At 72.5% G+C, this 17,592-nt stretch carries 10 protein-coding genes; 7 read left to right on the top strand and 3 right to left on the bottom strand.

What is annotated here, in order from left to right; genetic code table 11:
* Window positions 1-14: 14 nt before the first annotated feature.
* Complete coding sequence (locus IH54_RS0128995; protein ID WP_234343989.1) at window positions 15-461, bottom strand: MarR family winged helix-turn-helix transcriptional regulator; 447 nt, start codon at window positions 459-461, stop codon at window positions 15-17.
* A gap of 213 nt (window positions 462-674) precedes the next feature.
* Here IH54_RS0128995 and IH54_RS0128990 point away from each other — a divergent pair, with 213 nt between their 5' ends.
* Complete coding sequence (locus tag IH54_RS0128990; protein WP_234343987.1) at window positions 675-1,541, top strand: lysozyme; 867 nt, start codon at window positions 675-677, stop codon at window positions 1,539-1,541.
* Window positions 1,542-1,624: 83 nt separating this feature from the next.
* On the opposite strand, the gene lon is transcribed toward IH54_RS0128990, so the two are convergent.
* Window positions 1,625-4,108 (bottom strand): endopeptidase La, encoded by a 2,484-nt coding sequence (gene lon / locus IH54_RS0128985; RefSeq protein ID WP_031522439.1) that lies wholly within the window; start codon window positions 4,106-4,108, stop codon window positions 1,625-1,627.
* Window positions 4,109-4,270: 162 nt separating this feature from the next.
* On the opposite strand from lon, the gene IH54_RS0128980 reads away from it, so the two are divergent.
* The 6 genes from IH54_RS0128980 to IH54_RS0128955 all read left to right on the top strand — a co-directional run bounded on the left by IH54_RS0128980 (window position 4,271) and on the right by IH54_RS0128955 (window position 14,470).
* Complete coding sequence (locus tag IH54_RS0128980; protein ID WP_199923481.1) at window positions 4,271-5,122, top strand: nucleotidyltransferase domain-containing protein; 852 nt, start codon at window positions 4,271-4,273, stop codon at window positions 5,120-5,122.
* Window positions 5,123-5,657: 535 nt separating this feature from the next.
* Complete coding sequence (gene helR, locus IH54_RS0128975) at window positions 5,658-7,853, top strand: RNA polymerase recycling motor ATPase HelR (RefSeq protein ID WP_234343985.1); 2,196 nt, start codon at window positions 5,658-5,660, stop codon at window positions 7,851-7,853.
* Between the two features lie 9 nt (window positions 7,854-7,862).
* Window positions 7,863-8,540 carry a spermidine synthase gene (locus IH54_RS0128970; RefSeq protein ID WP_031522434.1) on the top strand — a complete coding sequence of 226 codons (678 nt, stop codon included), beginning with the start codon at window positions 7,863-7,865 and terminating at the stop codon, window positions 8,538-8,540.
* 68 nt (window positions 8,541-8,608) lie between these two features.
* Window positions 8,609-9,334: a response regulator transcription factor gene (locus IH54_RS0128965; protein ID WP_031522433.1), complete on the top strand. Its 726-nt coding sequence runs from the start codon at window positions 8,609-8,611 to the stop codon at window positions 9,332-9,334.
* A 14-nt stretch (window positions 9,335-9,348) separates the two neighbouring features.
* Window positions 9,349-10,464 (top strand): ATP-binding protein, encoded by a 1,116-nt coding sequence (locus tag IH54_RS0128960; RefSeq protein WP_078862617.1) that lies wholly within the window; start codon window positions 9,349-9,351, stop codon window positions 10,462-10,464.
* A gap of 238 nt (window positions 10,465-10,702) precedes the next feature.
* Entirely contained in the window at window positions 10,703-14,470 is a 3,768-nt protein-coding gene (locus tag IH54_RS0128955) for a multifunctional oxoglutarate decarboxylase/oxoglutarate dehydrogenase thiamine pyrophosphate-binding subunit/dihydrolipoyllysine-residue succinyltransferase subunit (RefSeq protein ID WP_063762397.1), read from the top strand.
* On the opposite strand, the gene fxsT is transcribed toward IH54_RS0128955, so the two are convergent.
* Entirely contained in the window at window positions 14,460-17,465 is a 3,006-nt protein-coding gene (gene fxsT / locus IH54_RS0128950; RefSeq protein WP_031522428.1) for an FxSxx-COOH system tetratricopeptide repeat protein, read from the bottom strand. The genes IH54_RS0128955 and fxsT overlap by 11 nt on opposite strands.
* Between the last annotated feature and the right edge of the window lie 127 nt (window positions 17,466-17,592).

Genomic DNA, 17,592 nt, shown 5'->3' with positions numbered 1-17,592 from the left:
GAACGGGGGATGCGTCAGAGGATGTCCGCGGTGGACTCGTTCAGCGCGTGGAGGAGGCGGGCGAGGTCCGCGCGGTCGGACGGGGCCCAGGCCGCGAGCTGGCGGACGTAGGCGGCGCGGCGGGCGTCGCGGACGCGGGTGAAGCGGGCGCGGCCCTCGGGCGTGAGGCTCATGAGGTAGGCCCGCCCGTCCGCGGGATCGGGCTCGCGGGCGACGAGCCCCAGGGCCTCAAGTGCCCGCAGCTGCCTGCTCATCGTCGCCTTGCCGACGCCGAAGTAGGAGGCGAGGTCGGTGGCCCGTTCGGGTTCCGCTTCCTGGAGCCGGACGAGCAGCCCGTAGGCCGCGGGTTCGAGGTCCGGGTGGACGGCCCGGGCCAGCTCGCCCGAGGCCGCGCGGGCCCGCCGGAAGAGCACGGTCAGCTCGCGTTCGAGGGCCTCCGTCGACGCGTCCCCTCCCGTCACATCTGCCGCATTGCGCGCGTCGGTCACAGCATTCCCGCTTTCCACGCCTGAAAGTTGTCTTCACACCCGTTGTTTCCGCAGCACATCAAGTATTTCGCAGGAGTAGACCAACGGCGGTCACAGGATCCCCTTCCGCACGGAGCACCCCACGCTCCGTCTCAATCTGTCATGGCCATCCCAAGGTCATGCCGAGTCCCCCATCTGGAGGCACGCATGTCCCACGGAGATCTCTCCGTCATGCACGGCAACGGCTCGGTCCGGGCCAGGCTCACCCTGTTCACCGGACTCCTCGCCACGATGCTCTCGCTGGTTCTCGCCGCCCCCGGGACGGCCCACGCGGATGACTCCGGTCACATGACCCACCCGGACCTGGACTGGCTGGGCTCGCAGATCAAGATCCACGAGGGTTCCGACACCGCCGGCGACTCCAAGGTCGTGGTCACCCCCACGGTCACCCAGACCCCGGGCATGGACGTCTCCAGTTACCAGGGCGACGTCAACTGGTCGGGCGCGTGGTCCAAGGGCGCGAAGTTCGCGTACGTCAAGGCGACCGAGGGCACCTCCTACACCAACCCCTACTTCGCGCAGCAGTACAACGGCTCCTACAACGCCGGCATGGTCCGCGGCTCCTACCACTTCGCGCTGCCCGACCTGTCGGGCGGCGCGGCGCAGGCCGACTACTTCGTGGCGCACGGCGGCGGATGGTCGGCGGACGGCAAGACGCTGCCCGGCGCGCTGGACATGGAGTACAACCCGTACGGCGCCACCTGCTACGGCAAGTCCGCGAGCGGCATGGTGAGCTGGATCCAGTCGTTCTCGAACGAATACCACGCCAAGACCGGCCGCTACCCGACGATCTACACGTCCACCAGCTGGTGGACCACCTGCACGGGCAACAGCAGCGCCTTCGCGGCGAAGAACGCGCTGTGGATCGCCCGCTACTCCAGCTCCGTCGGCACCCTGCCGACCGGCTGGGGCTACCAGACGTTCTGGCAGTGGGCCGACTCCGGCACCTTCCCCGGCGACCAGGACAAGTTCAACGGCACCCTGGACCGCGTGAAGGCCTACGCCAAGGGCTGAGCCCGCCCCGTCACGCAGCCGTGTGGCCCTTTCCCCCGCGCGGGGGAAAGGGCCACACGCCGTTCACGCGCTCCGACGGGCCGTCAGGCGGCGACCGGGACCCCGCGGACGTCCGCGGCGGCCGCCTCCAGGGCCAGCGCCAGCACCTGCCGGACGTCGCTGACCGGGTGGACGTCGAGCACGTCCAGGATCTCGGCCGGCACGTCGTCCAGGTCGGGTTCGTTGCGCTTGGGGATCACCACGGTGGTGATCCCGGCGCGGTGCGCGGCCAGCAGCTTCTGCTTGACCCCGCCGATCGGCAGCACACGCCCGGTCAGCGACACCTCGCCGGTCATGGCCACGTCGGGCCGCACCCGGCGGCCGGAGAGCAGCGAGGCCAGCGCGGTCGTCATCGTCACACCGGCGCTCGGGCCGTCCTTGGGCACCGCGCCCGCGGGGACGTGGAGGTGCACCCCGCGCTCCTTCAGGTCGCCGACCGGCAGCTCCAGCTCGGCGCCGTGCGAGCGCAGGAAGGACAGCGCGATCTGCGCCGACTCCTTCATGACCTCGCCCAGCTGCCCGGTGAGCTGCAGCCCGGACCCGCCGGTCTCCGGGTCGGCGAGCGACGCCTCGATGTAGAGCACGTCGCCGCCCGCGCCCGTGACGGCCAGGCCCGTCGCGACGCCCGGCACCGCCGTCCGCCGCTCCTGCGGGTCCTGCGCGGATTCCGGCACGTGGTGCGGGCGCCCGATGAGCCCGCGCAGGTCGTCCGGGCCCACCGTGTACGGCAGCTCCTGCTCGCCCAGCTCGTTCCGCGCGGCGATCTTCCGCAGGATGCGCGCGACCGTGCGCTCCAGGTTCCGCACGCCCGCCTCGCGGGTGTACTCGCCGGCGATCCTGCGCAGGCTCTCCTCCGCGAGGGTCACCTCGTCGGCGTCCAGGCCCGCGCGCTCCAGCTGCCGGGGCAGCAGGTGGTCGCGGGCGATGACGACCTTCTCGTCCTCGGTGTAGCCGTCCAGCCGCACCAGCTCCATGCGGTCCAGCAGCGGCTCGGGGATGGCCTCCAGGACGTTCGCGGTGGCCAGGAAGACGACGTCGGACAGGTCCAGCTCGACTTCCAGGTAGTGGTCGCGGAAGGTGTGGTTCTGCGCCGGGTCCAGGACCTCCAGCAGCGCCGCGGCCGGGTCGCCGCGGTAGTCGGAGCCGACCTTGTCGATCTCGTCGAGCAGCACCACCGGGTTCATCGACCCGGCCTCCTTGATCGCCCGTACGACCCGCCCGGGCAGCGCGCCCACGTACGTACGGCGGTGGCCGCGGATCTCCGCCTCGTCGCGGACGCCGCCGAGCGCGACCCGGACGAACTTCCGCCCCATCGCGCGGGCGACGGATTCGCCGAGCGAGGTCTTGCCCACGCCGGGCGGGCCCACCAGGGCCAGCACCGCGCCGCCCGCCCGTCGTCCACCGCCCTTGCCCGAAGCGCTGCGCGCGGCCCCTTCCGTCCGGCCGCCCCCGACGACGCCAAGGCCGCGGTCGGCCCGGCGCTTGCGCACCGCGAGGTATTCGGTGATGCGCTCCTTGACGTCGTCCAGCCCCGCGTGGTCGGCGTCCAGCACCGCCCGCGCGCCCGCGACGTCGTACGTGTCCTCGGTCGTGACCTTCCACGGCAGTTCCAGGACCGTGTCCAGCCAGGTGCGGATCCAGCTGCCCTCGGGCGAGGCGTCGGAGGACCGCTCCAGCTTCTCGACCTCCTTCAGCGCCGCCTCCCGGACGCCGTCCGGCAGATCGGCGGCCTCGACGCGGGCCCGGTAGTCGCCGGCCTCGTCGTCCGGCTCGCCGTTCAGCTCCGACAGCTCCTTGCGCACCGCCTCCAGCTGCTGGCGCAGCAGGAACTCGCGCTGCTGCTTCTCCATGCCCTCCTGGACGTCCTTGCGGATCGTCTCCGCGACGTCCTGCTCGGCCAGGTGGTCGCGCAGCCGCTGCACCGCCAGCTTCAGCCGCGCCACCGGGTCGGTGGTCTCCAGCAGCTCCACGCGCTGCTCGGCGGTCAGGAAGGGGCTGTAGCCGGAGTTGTCGGCGAGCTGGCCCACGTCGTCGATCTGCTGGACGCGGTCCACGACCTGCCAGGCGCCGCGCTTGCGCAGCCAGCTCGTGGCCAGCGCCTTGTACTCCTTCATCAGCTCGGCCACCGCGCCCGGCGACTCCGCGGGCACCGGCTCCTCGATGACCTTGCCCTCGACCCACAGCGCGGCACCCGGGCCGGTCGTGCCCGCGCCGATCCGCACCCGGGTGCGGCCCTTGATGACCGCGCCGGGGTCGCCGTCGGACAGCCGCCCGACCTGCTCCACGGTGCCCAGCGTTCCGACGGCGGCGTACTTGCCGTCGATCCGCGGCACGAGCAGGACACGCGGCTTGCCCGCCGCCCCCGCCGGGTGCGCGGACTGCGCCGCCTCCACGGCGGCGCGGACCTCGGAGTCGGTGAGGTCGAGCGGCACGACCATGCCGGGCAGTACGACCTCCCCGTCCAGAGGGAGGACCGGCAGAGTCAGCGACGGATCGGCGGGGTTGGAAGGAACAGACTCAATCGGCATGATCGCTCCTCGGGCAAGCAAGTTGAGTACACGGGACTCAATGCACGGGAGGGCTCCGGTGTTCCCGTCCGGGTGTTCGCTCTGGGCGATCGGCCGCGCCGGGCGAGTGACGACGCTGTGAGCTGGGAAAACGGGTTGCGTGCCGGGTCTAGCGTGGAGGACATGGAAGGTGTGGAGGGCTCGGAAGGCGCGCGGCGTACGGCGGGAGCGCGGGGGCTCGGGCCCGACGGGACGATCCTGCGCGAGGGTTCGCTCGCGCGGGTCCAGCCGGAGTACGTGCCGCTCCTGGACTCGGTACGCGCGCGGGTCCCCGCGGTCTTCCCCGGCGGGCGGCTGCACAGCGCGTACGTCTACGGGAGCATCCCGCGCGGGACGGCCCGCACCGGGATCTCGGACCTCGACCTCGTGGTCGTCCTCCACCAGCCGCCTTCCGCGGCGGACCGCGCCGCCGGGGACGCGCTCTCCCGTGCGCTCGACCGTGAATTCGCCGTCATCGACGGGGTCGGGCTGCTGCTCTTCGATGCCGGGACGCTGCTGAGCGAGCTGGAGCGGTACGACCTCGGGTTCTTCGTGGCGTGCCTGTGCACGCCGGTGCTCGGGGAGGACCTCGCGGATTCCCTGCCGCGGTACCGGCCGGACGGGCTGCTCGCCCGGGAGACCAACGGGGATCTTGCGCTCGCCCTTCCCGGGTGGGCCGATCGCTTCTCCGCGGCTTCCTCCGGCCCGGAGCGGCGCGTGCTGTGCCGGGGTGCGGCCCGGCGGGTCGTCCGGACCGGGTTCACCCTCGTGATGCCGCGGTGGGGCGGCTGGACCAGCTCCCTGCGGGAGCAGGCCGCCGTGTTCGCCGCGTATTACCCCGCGCGGGGTGAGGACATGCACCGCGCGGCGTCGATGGCCCTCTCCCCGTCGGAGGCCCCGTCGGACCTGGCCTTCCTCATTGAGGAGCTGGCTCCGTGGCTGGCGTCCACGTATGTCTCGGTTCACGGGGAGAAGGCGCCGCGGGGTGCGTCATGAGGTGGGGTGCGCGATCGTCTCCTGGTGGGGGCTGGTCGCGCCCACGCGGCGCCGGCCGCACATCGGATGCAGCCCCCGGCCCCGGTGTGCCCGGCGGGCGCCCCCTGTCGGGGCTTGGTCGGGTGCCACTCCGGGGGTGCCTCCTCGGAATGCGCGTTCGCCGTCATCCGAAATGGCTTAGGGGCTGGGAAGCGCGTTCCTGCGGGGGCACCCCCGGATCGTCCCCCTCCCAGGTCTCGTCGGCGGCTGCCTGCCGGTGGGGGCGCTGTTTTCGGGGACTGCGGGTCGCCCCCGACGGCCCACGAGTGGACAGAAAGCCGACGTCCTCGTCCTACTCGCACGGGTGGCGGCGGTGGGAAACACCCGCGCCGCAGGCGCGGGAAACCCTCGCGGCGGAAAGCCGGCAGCGCGAGGGGCAGGGCGGGACTCCCGCCGTTAATAAACGTATAGCGGAGTGGGGGGCTTGCCGCAAGGCCCCAACCTTGTCGCAGAATGCTCCGCCGTGGGCGGATTCGGCAAGGTGGACGGGGAGCACGTGACGGCACGTCAGGGTTATGACGCGGAGTTGGACGAGGAACGCGGCTACGTCAAGGCGCTCTACGCGCGGCTGGACGCGCGGCGCGCGCGGGTGAAGGGGGAGCACGACGCGGCGCTCAAGGAGCACGGCGGGACCGCCGTGGAGCGGGATGTGGCAGTGCGCGGGCTGGCCCGCGAGGTGCGGCGGCTGGACGTCGCGGACAGCGGGCTGTGCTTCGGACGGCTGGACGACGTGGAAGGGGCGGCCTCGTACATCGGGCGGCTGGGCCTCTTCGAGGACGGGGACGGCCATGAGCCCGTGCTGCTGGACTGGCGCGCACCGGCGGCCCGCGCGTTCTACACGGCGACGGCGGCGAGCCCCGAGGGCATGCGGCGGCGGCGCCAGTTCCACGCCCGGGGGCGGGAGCTGACGGGGTTCACGGACGAGGCGCTGGGCGGCACGGAGGGGGTGAGCGGCGGGGACGCGGCACTGCTCGCGGCGGTGAACGCGCCGCGCGGGGCGGGGATGCGGGACATCGTCGCGACGATCCAGGCCGAGCAGGACCGGATCATCCGGGTGGACCACCCGGGCGTGCTGGTCATCGAGGGCGGGCCGGGCACCGGCAAGACGGTGGTGGCCCTGCACCGGGTGGCGTACCTGCTCTACACGCAGCGCGAGCGGATGGAGCGGCAGGGCGTGCTGGTGGTGGGGCCGAACCCGGCGTTCCTTGCGCACATCGGGCGGGTGCTGCCGTCGCTGGGCGAGTCGGACGTGGTGTTCATGACGACCGGCGACCTGGTTCCGGGCCTGGCGGTGACCGCGGAGGAGGCGGAGCCGGGCGTCGCGGTGACCAAGGGCTCGCTGGGGGCCCTGGAGGTGCTGGCGGCGGCGGTCGCGGACCGGCAGCGGGTACCGGAGGTGCCGCTGCCGGTGGAGCTGGGCGGCGTGACGGTGCGGCTGGACGCGGCGGTCGCGGAGTGGGCGCGCCAGGAGGCGCGGGACAGCGGGCGGCCGCACAACGAGGCGCGGGAGGTCTTCCGGGAGGTCGTGACGTGGGCGCTGTCGGAGCGCGCGGTCGGCAAGGCGGGCCACGCGTGGCTGGACCGCTCGGACCGCGCGCTGTGGGAGCGGTTGCGGGCGGACATGCTCAAGGAGCTGCTGGACGACGACGCGTTCATGGCCGAGCTGGACGCGCTGTGGCCGGTGCTGACCCCGGAGCGGGTGCTGGCGGAGCTGTACGGGTCGGCGGAGCGGCTGCGCGCGGCGGGCGCGGATCCCGCGTGGCTTCGGGCCGCGGGTGACGCCTGGACGGTGTCGGACGTGCCGCTGCTGGACGAGCTGGTCGATCTGCTGGGGCAGGACCCGGCGCAAAAGCGGGCCGCCGAGCGGGCGGCGGCGCAGGCCCGCCGGGAGGAGGCGGAGTACGCGGCGGGCGTGCTGGAGATCATGGGCGTGGACCGCCGCGACGACCTGATGGACGACGAGGACCATCTGCTCGCGCAGGACCTGGTGCACGCGGAGGGTCTGGCGACGCGGTTCGAGGAGGTCGACACCCGGGATCTGGCCGAGCGCGCGGCCGCGGACCGGGAGTGGACCTACCGCCATGTGGTGGTCGACGAGGCGCAGGAGCTGTCGGCGATGGAGTGGCGGGTGCTGATGCGGCGCTGCCCGCTGAAGTCCTTCACGGTGGTCGGCGACCTGGCGCAGCGGCGTTCGGCGGCGGGCGCGGCCTCGTGGGAGTCGGTGCTGGAGCCGTACGCGCCGGGGCGGTGGCTGTACCGCTCGCTGACGGTGAACTACCGCACGCCGGCCGAGATCATGGCGGTCGCGGGCGCGCTGCTGGGCGAGTTCGCGCCGGGCGTGCGGCCGCCGGAGTCGGTGCGGGCGTGCGGGGTGCGGCCGTGGGCGCGGCAGGTCACGGCGGCGGAACTGCCCGGCGCGGTCGAGGCGTTCGTGCGGGCGGAGGCCGGCCGGGAGGGCACCTGCGTGGTGATCGGCCCCCCGGACGTGCCGGGCGCGGTGCCGCCGTCGCGGACCAAGGGGCTGGAGTACGACGCGGTGCTGGTGGTCGCGCCCGAGCGCATCCTCGCGGACGGCCCGCGCGGCGCGGCGGAGCTGTACGTCGCCCTGACCCGCGCCACCCAGCGGCTGGGCGTACTGCACCTGGACGCGCTGCCCGCGCCTCTGCGGGGGCTGGAGGCGGTGACGGCCTAGGCTGGACGGATGCTGGACGACGACATGCTGACCGTGCTGGACCGACGCGAGGGGGTCGCCGGGGAGCTGGCGCTGCGGCACCGCGGCGGCGCGGGGACGTACGAGATCATCGCGAACGGCTGCTTCCTGATGGACACCTCCGACGGGCGCTCCGAGCGGCTGCTGGTGGACGCCGCCCGGGAGGCGCTGGGGGCCCGGGAGGCGCCGGGCGTGCTGCTCGGCGGGCTCGGGGTCGGGTTCTCGCTGGCCAGGGCCGCGGAGGCGGACTGGGGGCGGATCGCGGTGGTGGAGCGCGAGGCGGCGGTCGTGGCGTGGCACCGCGACGGGCCGCTCGCGGCGTACTCGGCGGGGGCCCTCGACGACCCGCGGGTCGTGCTCGTCCTGGACGATCTGCTCGCCCACCTGCGCGGCGGCGGGGAGCCTTACGACGCGCTGTGCCTGGACATCGACAACGGGCCGGACTGGACAGTCACGGAGAACAACGGCAGTCTCTACAGTCCCAGCGGCCTCGACGCATGCCGGAACCGGCTGACACCGGGCGGCGTCCTCGCAGTGTGGTCGGCGCAGCCGTCGGCCGCGTTCGAGGACACGCTGCGGTCGGCAGGTTTCGAACGGGTTCGCACCCTGGAGATTCCGGTGGCCCGCGGGGTGCCGGATGTCGTGCACCTGGCACACCGGGCGGCTTAGCTCAGCGCTGGTGTGATGGTCACGGCGGCGCCCCGCCCCGTACGCTGCCGGTTAGCCAGGACGATTTATTGGGGCGGATTGTGGACGGCACGCAGACGACCGGCGCACAGCGCCGGGTGCTGGTGGTCGAGGACGACCAGACGATAACGCAGGCCATCGCGGCCCGCCTGCAGGCCGAGGGCTTCCAGGTGCGCACCGCGGGCGACGGCCCGGCGGCGGTCGAGGCCGCCCGCTCCTGGCAGCCGGACCTGCTGGTGCTGGACGTGATGCTGCCCGGCTACGACGGCCACGAGGTGTGCCGCCGGGTGCAGGCGGACCGGCCGGTGCCGGTGCTGATGCTCACCGCGCGGGACGAGGAGACCGACATGCTCGTCGGCCTCGGGGTGGGCGCCGACGACTACATGACCAAGCCGTTCTCGATGCGCGAACTGGCCGCCCGGGTGCATGTGCTGCTGCGCCGGATGGAGCGCGCGGCGACGGCCGCGCACAGCCCGCGCGGCGCCGCGATCCAGCTCGGCGACCTGGAGATCGACCACGCGCAGCGCCGGGTCCGGGTCGCGGGCGCGGACGTGCACCTGACCCCGACCGAGTTCGAGCTGCTGGTGTGCCTCGCCCAGCAGCCCAGGGCGGTGCTGTCGCGCGAGCAGCTGCTCGCCGAGGTGTGGGACTGGGCCGACGCGTCCGGCACCCGTACCGTCGACAGCCACGTCAAGGCGCTACGCCGGAAGATCGGCGCGGACCGGATCCGTACCGTGCACGGCGTGGGGTACGCGCTGGAGACGCCGTCGGCGTGAGTCGCGGCGAGAACGTGACGGGCCGCGGAAGGACCGCGTACGCCGGGCGGGGCGGTCTGCTGGGGCGGTGGTGGCGGCAGGCGTGGGAGGCGCTGCGGCCCTGGGATCCGCTGCGCTCGATCAAGGCCGCGCTCGCGGCGCTGGTGCTGGTGTCGGTGCTGATCACCACCGGGCTGGTGTTCCTGGCGATCCACTCGGCCACCGGGCTGCGGGTCATCACGATCTTCTCGATCATCGCCTCGCTGCTGATCACCCAGATCGTCGCGGACAACCTGACCGCGCCGCTGCGCGAGATGACCGCGGTCGCGCGCGCCATGGCGGGTGGCGACTACAGCCGCCGGGTCACCAGGACGCGCCGTGACGAGGTCGGCGAGCTGGCCGAGACCTTCAACCGGATGGCCGCCGACCTCGCCGCCGCCGACCGGCACCGCAAGGAGCTGGTGGCGAACGTCTCACACGAGCTGCGCACCCCGATCGCGGCGCTGCGCGCGGTGCTGGAGAACGTCGTGGACGGCGTGTCGGCCGCCGACCCGGAGACGATGCGGCTGGCCCTCCAGCAGACCGAGCGGCTCGGCAAGCTGGTCAGCCAGCTGCTGGACCTGTCCCGGCTGGACAGCGGCGCGGTGCGGCTGGACGCCAAGCGGTTCGAGGTGTGGCCGTACCTGTCGGCGGTGCTGAAGACCGCGAGCCTGGGCATGGGCTCGGGCGGCTCGCGTTCCCGGGCCCGCGCGGACGTCCCGCTGCACCTGGACGTCTCGCCGCCGGGCCTGGTCGCGTACGCCGACGGGGAGCGGCTGCACCAGGTGGTGGCCAACCTCGTCGACAACGCCGTCAAGCACAGCCCGCCGGGCGGCCGGGTGACCGTACGGGCGCGGGCCGGGGCGGCGCCGGGGTCGCTGGAGCTGGACGTCCTGGACGAGGGCCCGGGCATCCCGGAGGCGGACCGGATACGGGTCTTCGAGCGCTTCCACCGCGGCTCCCAGCCGGGCGGCGACGGGGGTACGGGGCTGGGGCTCGCCATCGCGCGCTGGGCGGTGGACCTGCACGGCGGCCGGATACAGGTGGCCGAATCACCCCGCGGCTGCCGGATCCATGTCACCCTTCCGGGGAGCGGCACGGCGACGCCTTGACGCGCTCGCTCCAGCGGCGCCCGCAGTTCATGCGACGTTCATCCCGGGCACAGCGGCCACATCCGGTCGGACAACCCTCAAGAGGGACCAATTTCCCGCCATGAAGGGCTCCGAAACCAGATTTTCTGTGTGACGTACACGACGACTGCCCCCCGGGCCTGCGTCGCAGGCCCAGGTAGGCGTAGCCTTTATTTCCGCTGTCCACCATCTTGTGAAGCGGAAGAGGGCGGTTGCCGCCGTGTCGCCACAGTCCCCCAATAGCTCTAGTGTCACGACCGACCACGAAGCGCAGGGCGAGGGCCCCGCAGGGGGTTTCGGCCCCAACGAGTGGCTGGTCGATGAGATCTACCAGCAGTACCTCCAGGACCCGAACTCGGTAGACCGAGCCTGGTGGGACTTCTTCGCCGACTACAAGCCGGACGGCTCCGCCGCTCCGGCGGCCCCCGCAGGCCAGGGCGGCGCCTCGGGCGCCGCGGCCCGTGCGAACGCCGCTCCGGCGCCCGCCGCGGTCCCCGCGGCGCCGCCGGCTCCGGCCGCCGCCGCGCCCGTGCAGCCCCCGGCCCCGGCGCCCGCCCCCGTGCAGCCCGCGGCCCCCGCCGCGCCCGCTCCGGCCGCCCCGGCGCCCGCTCCCGCGAAGCCCGCCGCCGCGAAGCCCGCGCCCGCCGCGAAGGCCGCCCCCGCGGCCCCGGCCGACACCGAGTTCGTCACCCTGCGCGGCCCGGCCGCGGCTGTGGCGAAGAACATGAGCGCGTCGCTGGAGCTGCCCACCGCCACCTCGGTGCGGGCCATCCCGGTGAAGCTGCTGTTCGACAACCGCATCGTCATCAACAACCACCTCAAGCGCGCCCGCGGCGGGAAGATCTCCTTCACGCACGTCATCGGCTACGCCATGGTGCAGGCGCTCAAGGCGATGCCGTCGATGAACTACTCCTTCGCGGAGAAGGACGGCAAGCCCACCCTGGTCAAGCCCGAGCACGTCAACCTGGGCCTGGCGATCGACCTGGTCAAGGCGAACGGCGACCGCCAGCTCGTCGTCGCGGCCATCAAGAAGGCCGAGACGCTGAACTTCTTCGAGTTCTGGCAGGCCTACGAGGACATCGTCCGCCGCGCCCGCTCGGGCAAGCTCACGATGGACGACTTCCAGGGCGTCACGGCCTCGCTGACCAACCCCGGCGGCCTCGGCACCGTGCACTCCGTGCCGCGCCTGATGCCCGGCCAGTCGATGATCCTCGGCGTCGGCTCGATGGACTACCCGGCGGAGTTCCAGGGCACCTCGCAGGACACCCTGAACAAGCTCGGCATCTCCAAGGTCATGACGCTGACCAGCACGTACGACCACCGGGTGATCCAGGGTGCCGCCTCCGGCGAGTTCCTGCGGGTCGTCAGCCAGCTGCTGCTCGGCGAGAACGACTTCTTCGACGACATCTTCGCGTCGCTGCGCATCCCGTACGAGCCGGTCCGCTGGCGCACGGACATCGACACCGCGCACGACGACGACGTCACCAAGGCCGCGCGGGTCTTCGAGTTGATCCACTCCTACCGGGTCCGCGGCCACGTCATGGCCGACACCGACCCGCTGGAGTACCGCCAGCGCAAGCACCCCGACCTGGACATCCTGGAGCACGGCCTCACGCTGTGGGACCTGGAGCGGGAGTTCGCGGTCGGCGGTTTCGCCGGCAAGTCGCTCATGAAGCTGCGCGACATCCTGGGCGTGCTGCGCGACTCGTACTGCCGCACGGTCGGCATCGAGTTCATGCACATCCAGGACCCCAAGCAGCGCAAGTGGATCCAGGACCGCATCGAGCGCCCGCACGCCAAGCCCGAGCGTGAGGAGCAGCTGCGCATCCTGCGCCGGCTGAACGCAGCGGAGGCCTTCGAGACCTTCCTGCAGACGAAGTACGTCGGCCAGAAGCGCTTCTCGCTGGAGGGCGGCGAGTCCGTCATCCCGCTGCTGGACGCGGTCATCGACGCCGCCGCCGAGTCGCGGCTGGACGAGGCCGTCATCGGCATGGCGCACCGCGGCCGGCTCAACGTGCTGGCGAACATCGTCGGCAAGTCGTACGCGCAGATCTTCCGCGAGTTCGAGGGCAACCTCGACCCGAAGTCGATGCACGGCTCCGGCGACGTCAAGTACCACCTGGGCGCCAACGGCACCTTCACCGGCCTGGACGGCGAGCAGATCAAGGTCTCGCTGGCCGCGAACCCCTCCCACCTGGAGGCGGTCGACCCGGTCCTGGAGGGCATCGCCCGCGCCAAGCAGGACATCATCAACAAGGCCGGCACCGACTTCACCGTGCTGCCCATCGCGCTGCACGGCGACGCGGCCTTCGCCGGCCAGGGTGTGGTCGCCGAGACGCTCAACATGTCGCAGCTGCGCGGCTACCGCACCGGCGGCACCGTGCACGTGGTGATCAACAACCAGGTCGGCTTCACCGCCGCCCCGGAGTCGGCCCGCTCGTCGATGTACGCCACCGACGTGGCCCGCATGATCGAGGCGCCGATCTTCCACGTCAACGGCGACGACCCGGAGGCCGTGGTCCGCGTGGCGCGGCTGGCCTTCGAGTACCGCCAGGCGTTCAACAAGGACGTCGTGATCGACCTGATCTGCTACCGGCGGCGCGGTCACAACGAGTCCGACAACCCGGCCTTCACCCAGCCGCTGATGTACGACCTGATCGACAAGAAGCGCTCGGTGCGCAAGCTCTACACCGAGTCGCTCATCGGCCGCGGCGACATCACCCTGGAAGAGGCCGAGCAGGCGCTGCAGGACTACCAGGGCCAGCTGGAGAAGGTCTTCACCGAGGTCCGCGAGGCGACCGCCGCGCCGTCCGAGCAGGAGCAGTCCGGCAGCCGGTCGCAGTTCCCGGTGTCGGTGCCGACCGCGGTGTCCTCCGAGGTCGTCAAGCGCATCGCTGCCTCGCAGGTCAACATCCCCGAGCACGTCACCGTCCACCCGCGGCTGCTGCCGCAGCTCCAGCGCCGCGCGGCCATGGTCGAGGACGGCACGATCGACTGGGGCATGGGCGAGACGCTGGCGATCGGCTCGCTGCTGCTGGAGGGCACCCCCGTCCGGCTCGCCGGCCAGGACTCGCGGCGCGGCACCTTCGGCCAGCGGCACGCGGTCATCATCGACCGGGAGACCGGCGAGGACTACACCCCGCTGCTCTACCTGTCCGAGGACCAGGCCCGCTACAACGTCTACGACTCGCTGCTCAGCGAGTACGCGGCGATGGGCTTCGAGTACGGCTACTCGCTCGCCCGCCCGGACGCGCTGGTGATGTGGGAGGCGCAGTTCGGCGACTTCGTCAACGGCGCGGCCACCATCGTCGACGAGTTCATCTCCTCGGCGGAGCAGAAGTGGGGCCAGACCTCCGGTGTGGTGCTGCTGCTGCCGCACGGCTACGAGGGCCAGGGCCCGGACCACTCGTCCGCCCGCATCGAGCGCTTCCTCCAGCTGTGCGCCCAGAACAACATGACGGTGGCCGTCCCGACCACCCCGGCGCAGTACTTCCACCTGCTGCGCTGGCAGGTGCACAACCCGCACCACAAGCCGCTGATCGTCTTCACCCCGAAGTCGATGCTCCGGCTGAAGGCGGCCGCGTCGAAGGCCGAGGACTTCACCACCGGCACCTTCCAGCCGGTCATCGGCGACCACTCGGTCGAGGCCGAGGCCGTCCGCAAGGTCGTCTTCTGCTCCGGCAAGGTCTACTACGACCTCGTCGCGGAGCGGGAGAAGCGCGGGGCGAACGACGTGGCCTTCATCCGCATCGAGCGGCTGTACCCGCTGCCCGGCGTGGAGATCCAGGCGGCCATCGCGCCGTACACGAAGGCGCAGAAGTTCGTGTGGGCACAGGACGAGCCGGCGAACCAGGGCGCGTGGCCCTTCATCGCCCTCAACCTGATCGACCACCTCGACCTGCTGCTCGGCGGGTGGCCCGCACCGGAGAACCGGTGCGGGCCACCCGCCGTTTCGGCCGTGCGCGGGCGCGCTCGGGTCAGGTGCTGAAGGGCTCGAAGTCCCAGTAGGGCCTGGTCCGGGAGCGGGCGGCGACGGTGTGCGGGTGCTGCGGGCCGAGGGTGCTCGACAGGATGGCCAGGGCTTCCTCCTCGACCTTGTCGGCCTCGGGGCGGCGGCGCAGGTTGCGCAGGTCGGTGGCCAGCGCGATCCGGCAGGACAGTGTCAGCGGATGCTCCTTGCCGAGCGCCGCGGTGGCGCGGTCGGCGGTGCGCCGCGCCAGGTCGGCGGCGCCCTCGGGGTCGCCGGCGAAGTTGCGGGCAGCGGTGGCGTTCATTGCGCAGCCCAGCGTCCAGGGGTGGTCGTCGCCGACCGCGGCGGTCATCGTCACGAGCGCGCCCTCGATCGCCAGCTGCGACTGCTGGCGCTCGCCCGCGGCCCGCAGGATCAGTCCGTGGTTGCCGAGGATGCCCGCGGTGTACGGATGCTGCTCGCCGAGCTGGATGCGGTACTCCCGCAGTACGGCCTCGCCCATCTCGCGGGCCCGGTCGAGGTCGCCGTGCTCGCGCTCGAAGGCGGAGTAGCTGGCCTTCACGCGCAGCGTGAGCGGGTCGGTGTCGCCGAGGACGCGCTCGCAGCGCTCCAGCAGCCCCGCCATCAGGGTGGCGGCGCGCGGGCGGTCACCGCCGCGGTAGTAGCACTGGGAGAGGTTGTGCTCGGCGCGCAGCGTCTGCGGGTTGTCGGCGCCGAGCACCGTGCGGTGCACCTCGCAGTTGCGCTCCTGCACGGACGTGGCCTGCTCGTAGCGGCCCAGCAGGCGCAGGTCGTGGGCGAAGGAGTTCTCGGAGGAGAGCGTCCAGTTGTGGCGCTCGCGCAGCAGCTCGCGGCGCGCCTCCATGGTCTCCTGGTCCAGCCGCAGGGCCTGATCGTAACGGCCGAGCAGGCGGTAGGTGAGGGCGATGTTGTTCTGCACGTTGAGGGTGCGCGGGTCGCGTACCCCGACCAGCGCGCGGTAGCCGTCGCGTGCGAACTCCAGCAGGCGCAGGGCCTCCTCGTACTGGGCGAGGCTGCGCAGGTCGGCGGACAGGTTCCCGGCGGCGCGCAGCACCAGCAGGTCGCGGTCGCCGCGCTCCTCCCGCAGCCGGTCGTACGCGTCGCGGTCGATGGCCTCGGTGGCGCGGATGTCCCCGGTGGCACGCATCAGGTTGGTCTGGTTGTGGATCAGGTCCCAGAGTCTGGGGTGGCCGGCGGGCAGCAGCCGGGGCCACTCCTCGGCGGCGGCCTCGGCGATCTGCAGGCCGGTGCGGTACTCACCGGACAGGTAGAGGTAGTACAGGCAGTTGAGCACCATGGACTGGATCTCCGGGTTGGTGCTCGCGAGCGCGCCGGAGGCCTCCAGGTGCGGCACGATCTCGGCGTAGCGCGGCCACAGCCGGGTGTCGGTCGGGCGGGCGGGGTCGGCGGCGGCGAGGATCTTGCGGACCACCCGGGAGTAGTCGCTCTGCTCGTCCTGCGGCATCTCGGCGCGGACGGCCTGGTGGACCAGCCGGTGCATCTGGACGACCTCATTGGTGCCGACGCCCTCCTCGGCGGCGGTCTCCTGCGGGTCGACCTGGATGACGGACCACTGCGCGAGCTTGTCGATCGCGTTGTTCCACAGCACCGAGTCGCCGAGCAGCCCGGCGAGCTTCTCGGGGACGTCGCGGATCTGCATCTCGCGCAGCAGCCGCACCGGGATCGGGCCGGGGGCGAAGAAGACGCACAGCCGCAGCAGGTCGACGGTCTCGGGCTTGTCCTCGCGCAGCCGGTTGAGCAGTATCGAGAAGGCCGTGTAGTAGGTCATCTGGAAGTCCGCGGCGACCTTGAGGCCCGGCTCGACGTCCGCGCCGCGGCGCAGCAGCCCGATGTACTCGTCGACGGGGGTGTTGGAGTCGTTGAGCGCGCCCGCGTTCTGGTCCAGGGCGAGCGCGAGGTCGCCGAGCGCGTGGGCGAGCCGGTCGGCCTCGGCCTCGTCGAGCCGCGGTGCGCGGCGGCGTACGAAGGCCACCGACTCCACCCGGTCGTAGACCGGCACCTCGATGAGCGAGCTGTTGTGCTCGCCCCACTCGCGGTTCTGCGAGGTGATCAGGACGTGCCCGGGGCCGGACGGGACCAGGTCGTAGACGTCGTCGGGCTGGTCGGCGCCGTCCAGGACGACCAGCCAGCGCCCGTACGGCTCCCCGCGGCGCAGCGCGTCGCGCACCGCGCGCAGCCGCTCGCCGTACTCCCGTCCCGTGACCAGGCCGAGCGCGGGCGCGAGCCCGGCCAGCTTCTCGCGCAGCGTGCCGCGCTCGGCCGCCCGCACCCACCACACGGCGTCGTACTCGGTCTGGAAGCGGTGGACGTATTCGGTCGCGATGTGCGTCTTGCCGACACCGGACAGGCCGTAGAGGGTGACGACGGCGGCTCCGGGGGCGGCCTGCTGGAGGGTGGTGTGCAGCTCGCCGAGGAGTTCCTCGCGGCCGGTGAAGCGGGTGTTGCGGCGCGGCACCCCGCCGTAGACCTCGGGCTGCTCCAGCGGGAAGCGCGGGCCGCCGACACCGCCGATGGTGTCGTTGGAGGCGGCCCGCACGGGGGTGATGCCGAGCCGGGCCAGCAGCCTGCGCTCGGCCTCGGTGGCGCCCAGGTTCCACAGGTCGGCGGCGCCGAGGGCGGCGACGGCGCTGGGCAGCGCGGCGGAGGTCACCGACACGGCGGCGAAACGCTCGCTGTTCTGCGGGACGACGCGGCGCAGCGCGGCGTTCCACTCGTCGTGGGTGCGCGGGCCGAGGCGGAAGTACCACTCCGACAGCACGATCAGGACGCGGCCCTCGGACAGCAGCAGGTCGCTCAGGGCCTCCTCGATGCTGCTGTCGGGGGTGACGTCGAGACGCTGGAGGACGGCCCGCACGCCGTGCTTCTCCAGCCTGCTGGCGATCCAGGAGGCCCAGGCCCGGTTGTATCCCGCGAAGCTGATCGTCACCGGTCCGCGTGCGAGTGCCGCCGCGGTGCTGCGCCCTGCGGGCATTGGACCGTCTCCCTCGTGTGGTGCATGCGCCGTCCTGACGGGCCGCCAGGCGGCCTGGGCCAGAAACTACACTGATTGATCCCCCGTTGACGCGACGTCATGCCGTTTCGGGGGCGTTCCGGTCACT

Origin of the sequence: Streptomyces sp. NRRL F-5123 (assembly GCF_000721495.1) — a bacterium.
Taxonomy (GTDB): domain Bacteria; phylum Actinomycetota; class Actinomycetes; order Streptomycetales; family Streptomycetaceae; genus Actinacidiphila.
Note: the sequence above shows the minus strand (reverse complement) of the source record. Positions and strands in the feature narration are given on the sequence as shown.

Excerpts from the sequence above, each read along its gene's own strand:
- IH54_RS0128980 (WP_199923481.1), top strand. The coding sequence starts at position 4,271 with ATGGAAGGTGTGGAGGGCTCGGAAGGCGCGCGGCGTACGGCGGGAGCG.
- IH54_RS0128970 (WP_031522434.1), top strand. The coding sequence starts at position 7,863 with ATGCTGGACGACGACATGCTGACCGTGCTGGACCGACGCGAGGGGGTC.
- IH54_RS0128990 (WP_234343987.1), top strand. The coding sequence starts at position 675 with ATGTCCCACGGAGATCTCTCCGTCATGCACGGCAACGGCTCGGTCCGG.
- fxsT (WP_031522428.1), bottom strand. The coding sequence starts at position 17,465 with ATGCCCGCAGGGCGCAGCACCGCGGCGGCACTCGCACGCGGACCGGTG.
- lon (WP_031522439.1), bottom strand. The coding sequence starts at position 4,108 with ATGCCGATTGAGTCTGTTCCTTCCAACCCCGCCGATCCGTCGCTGACT.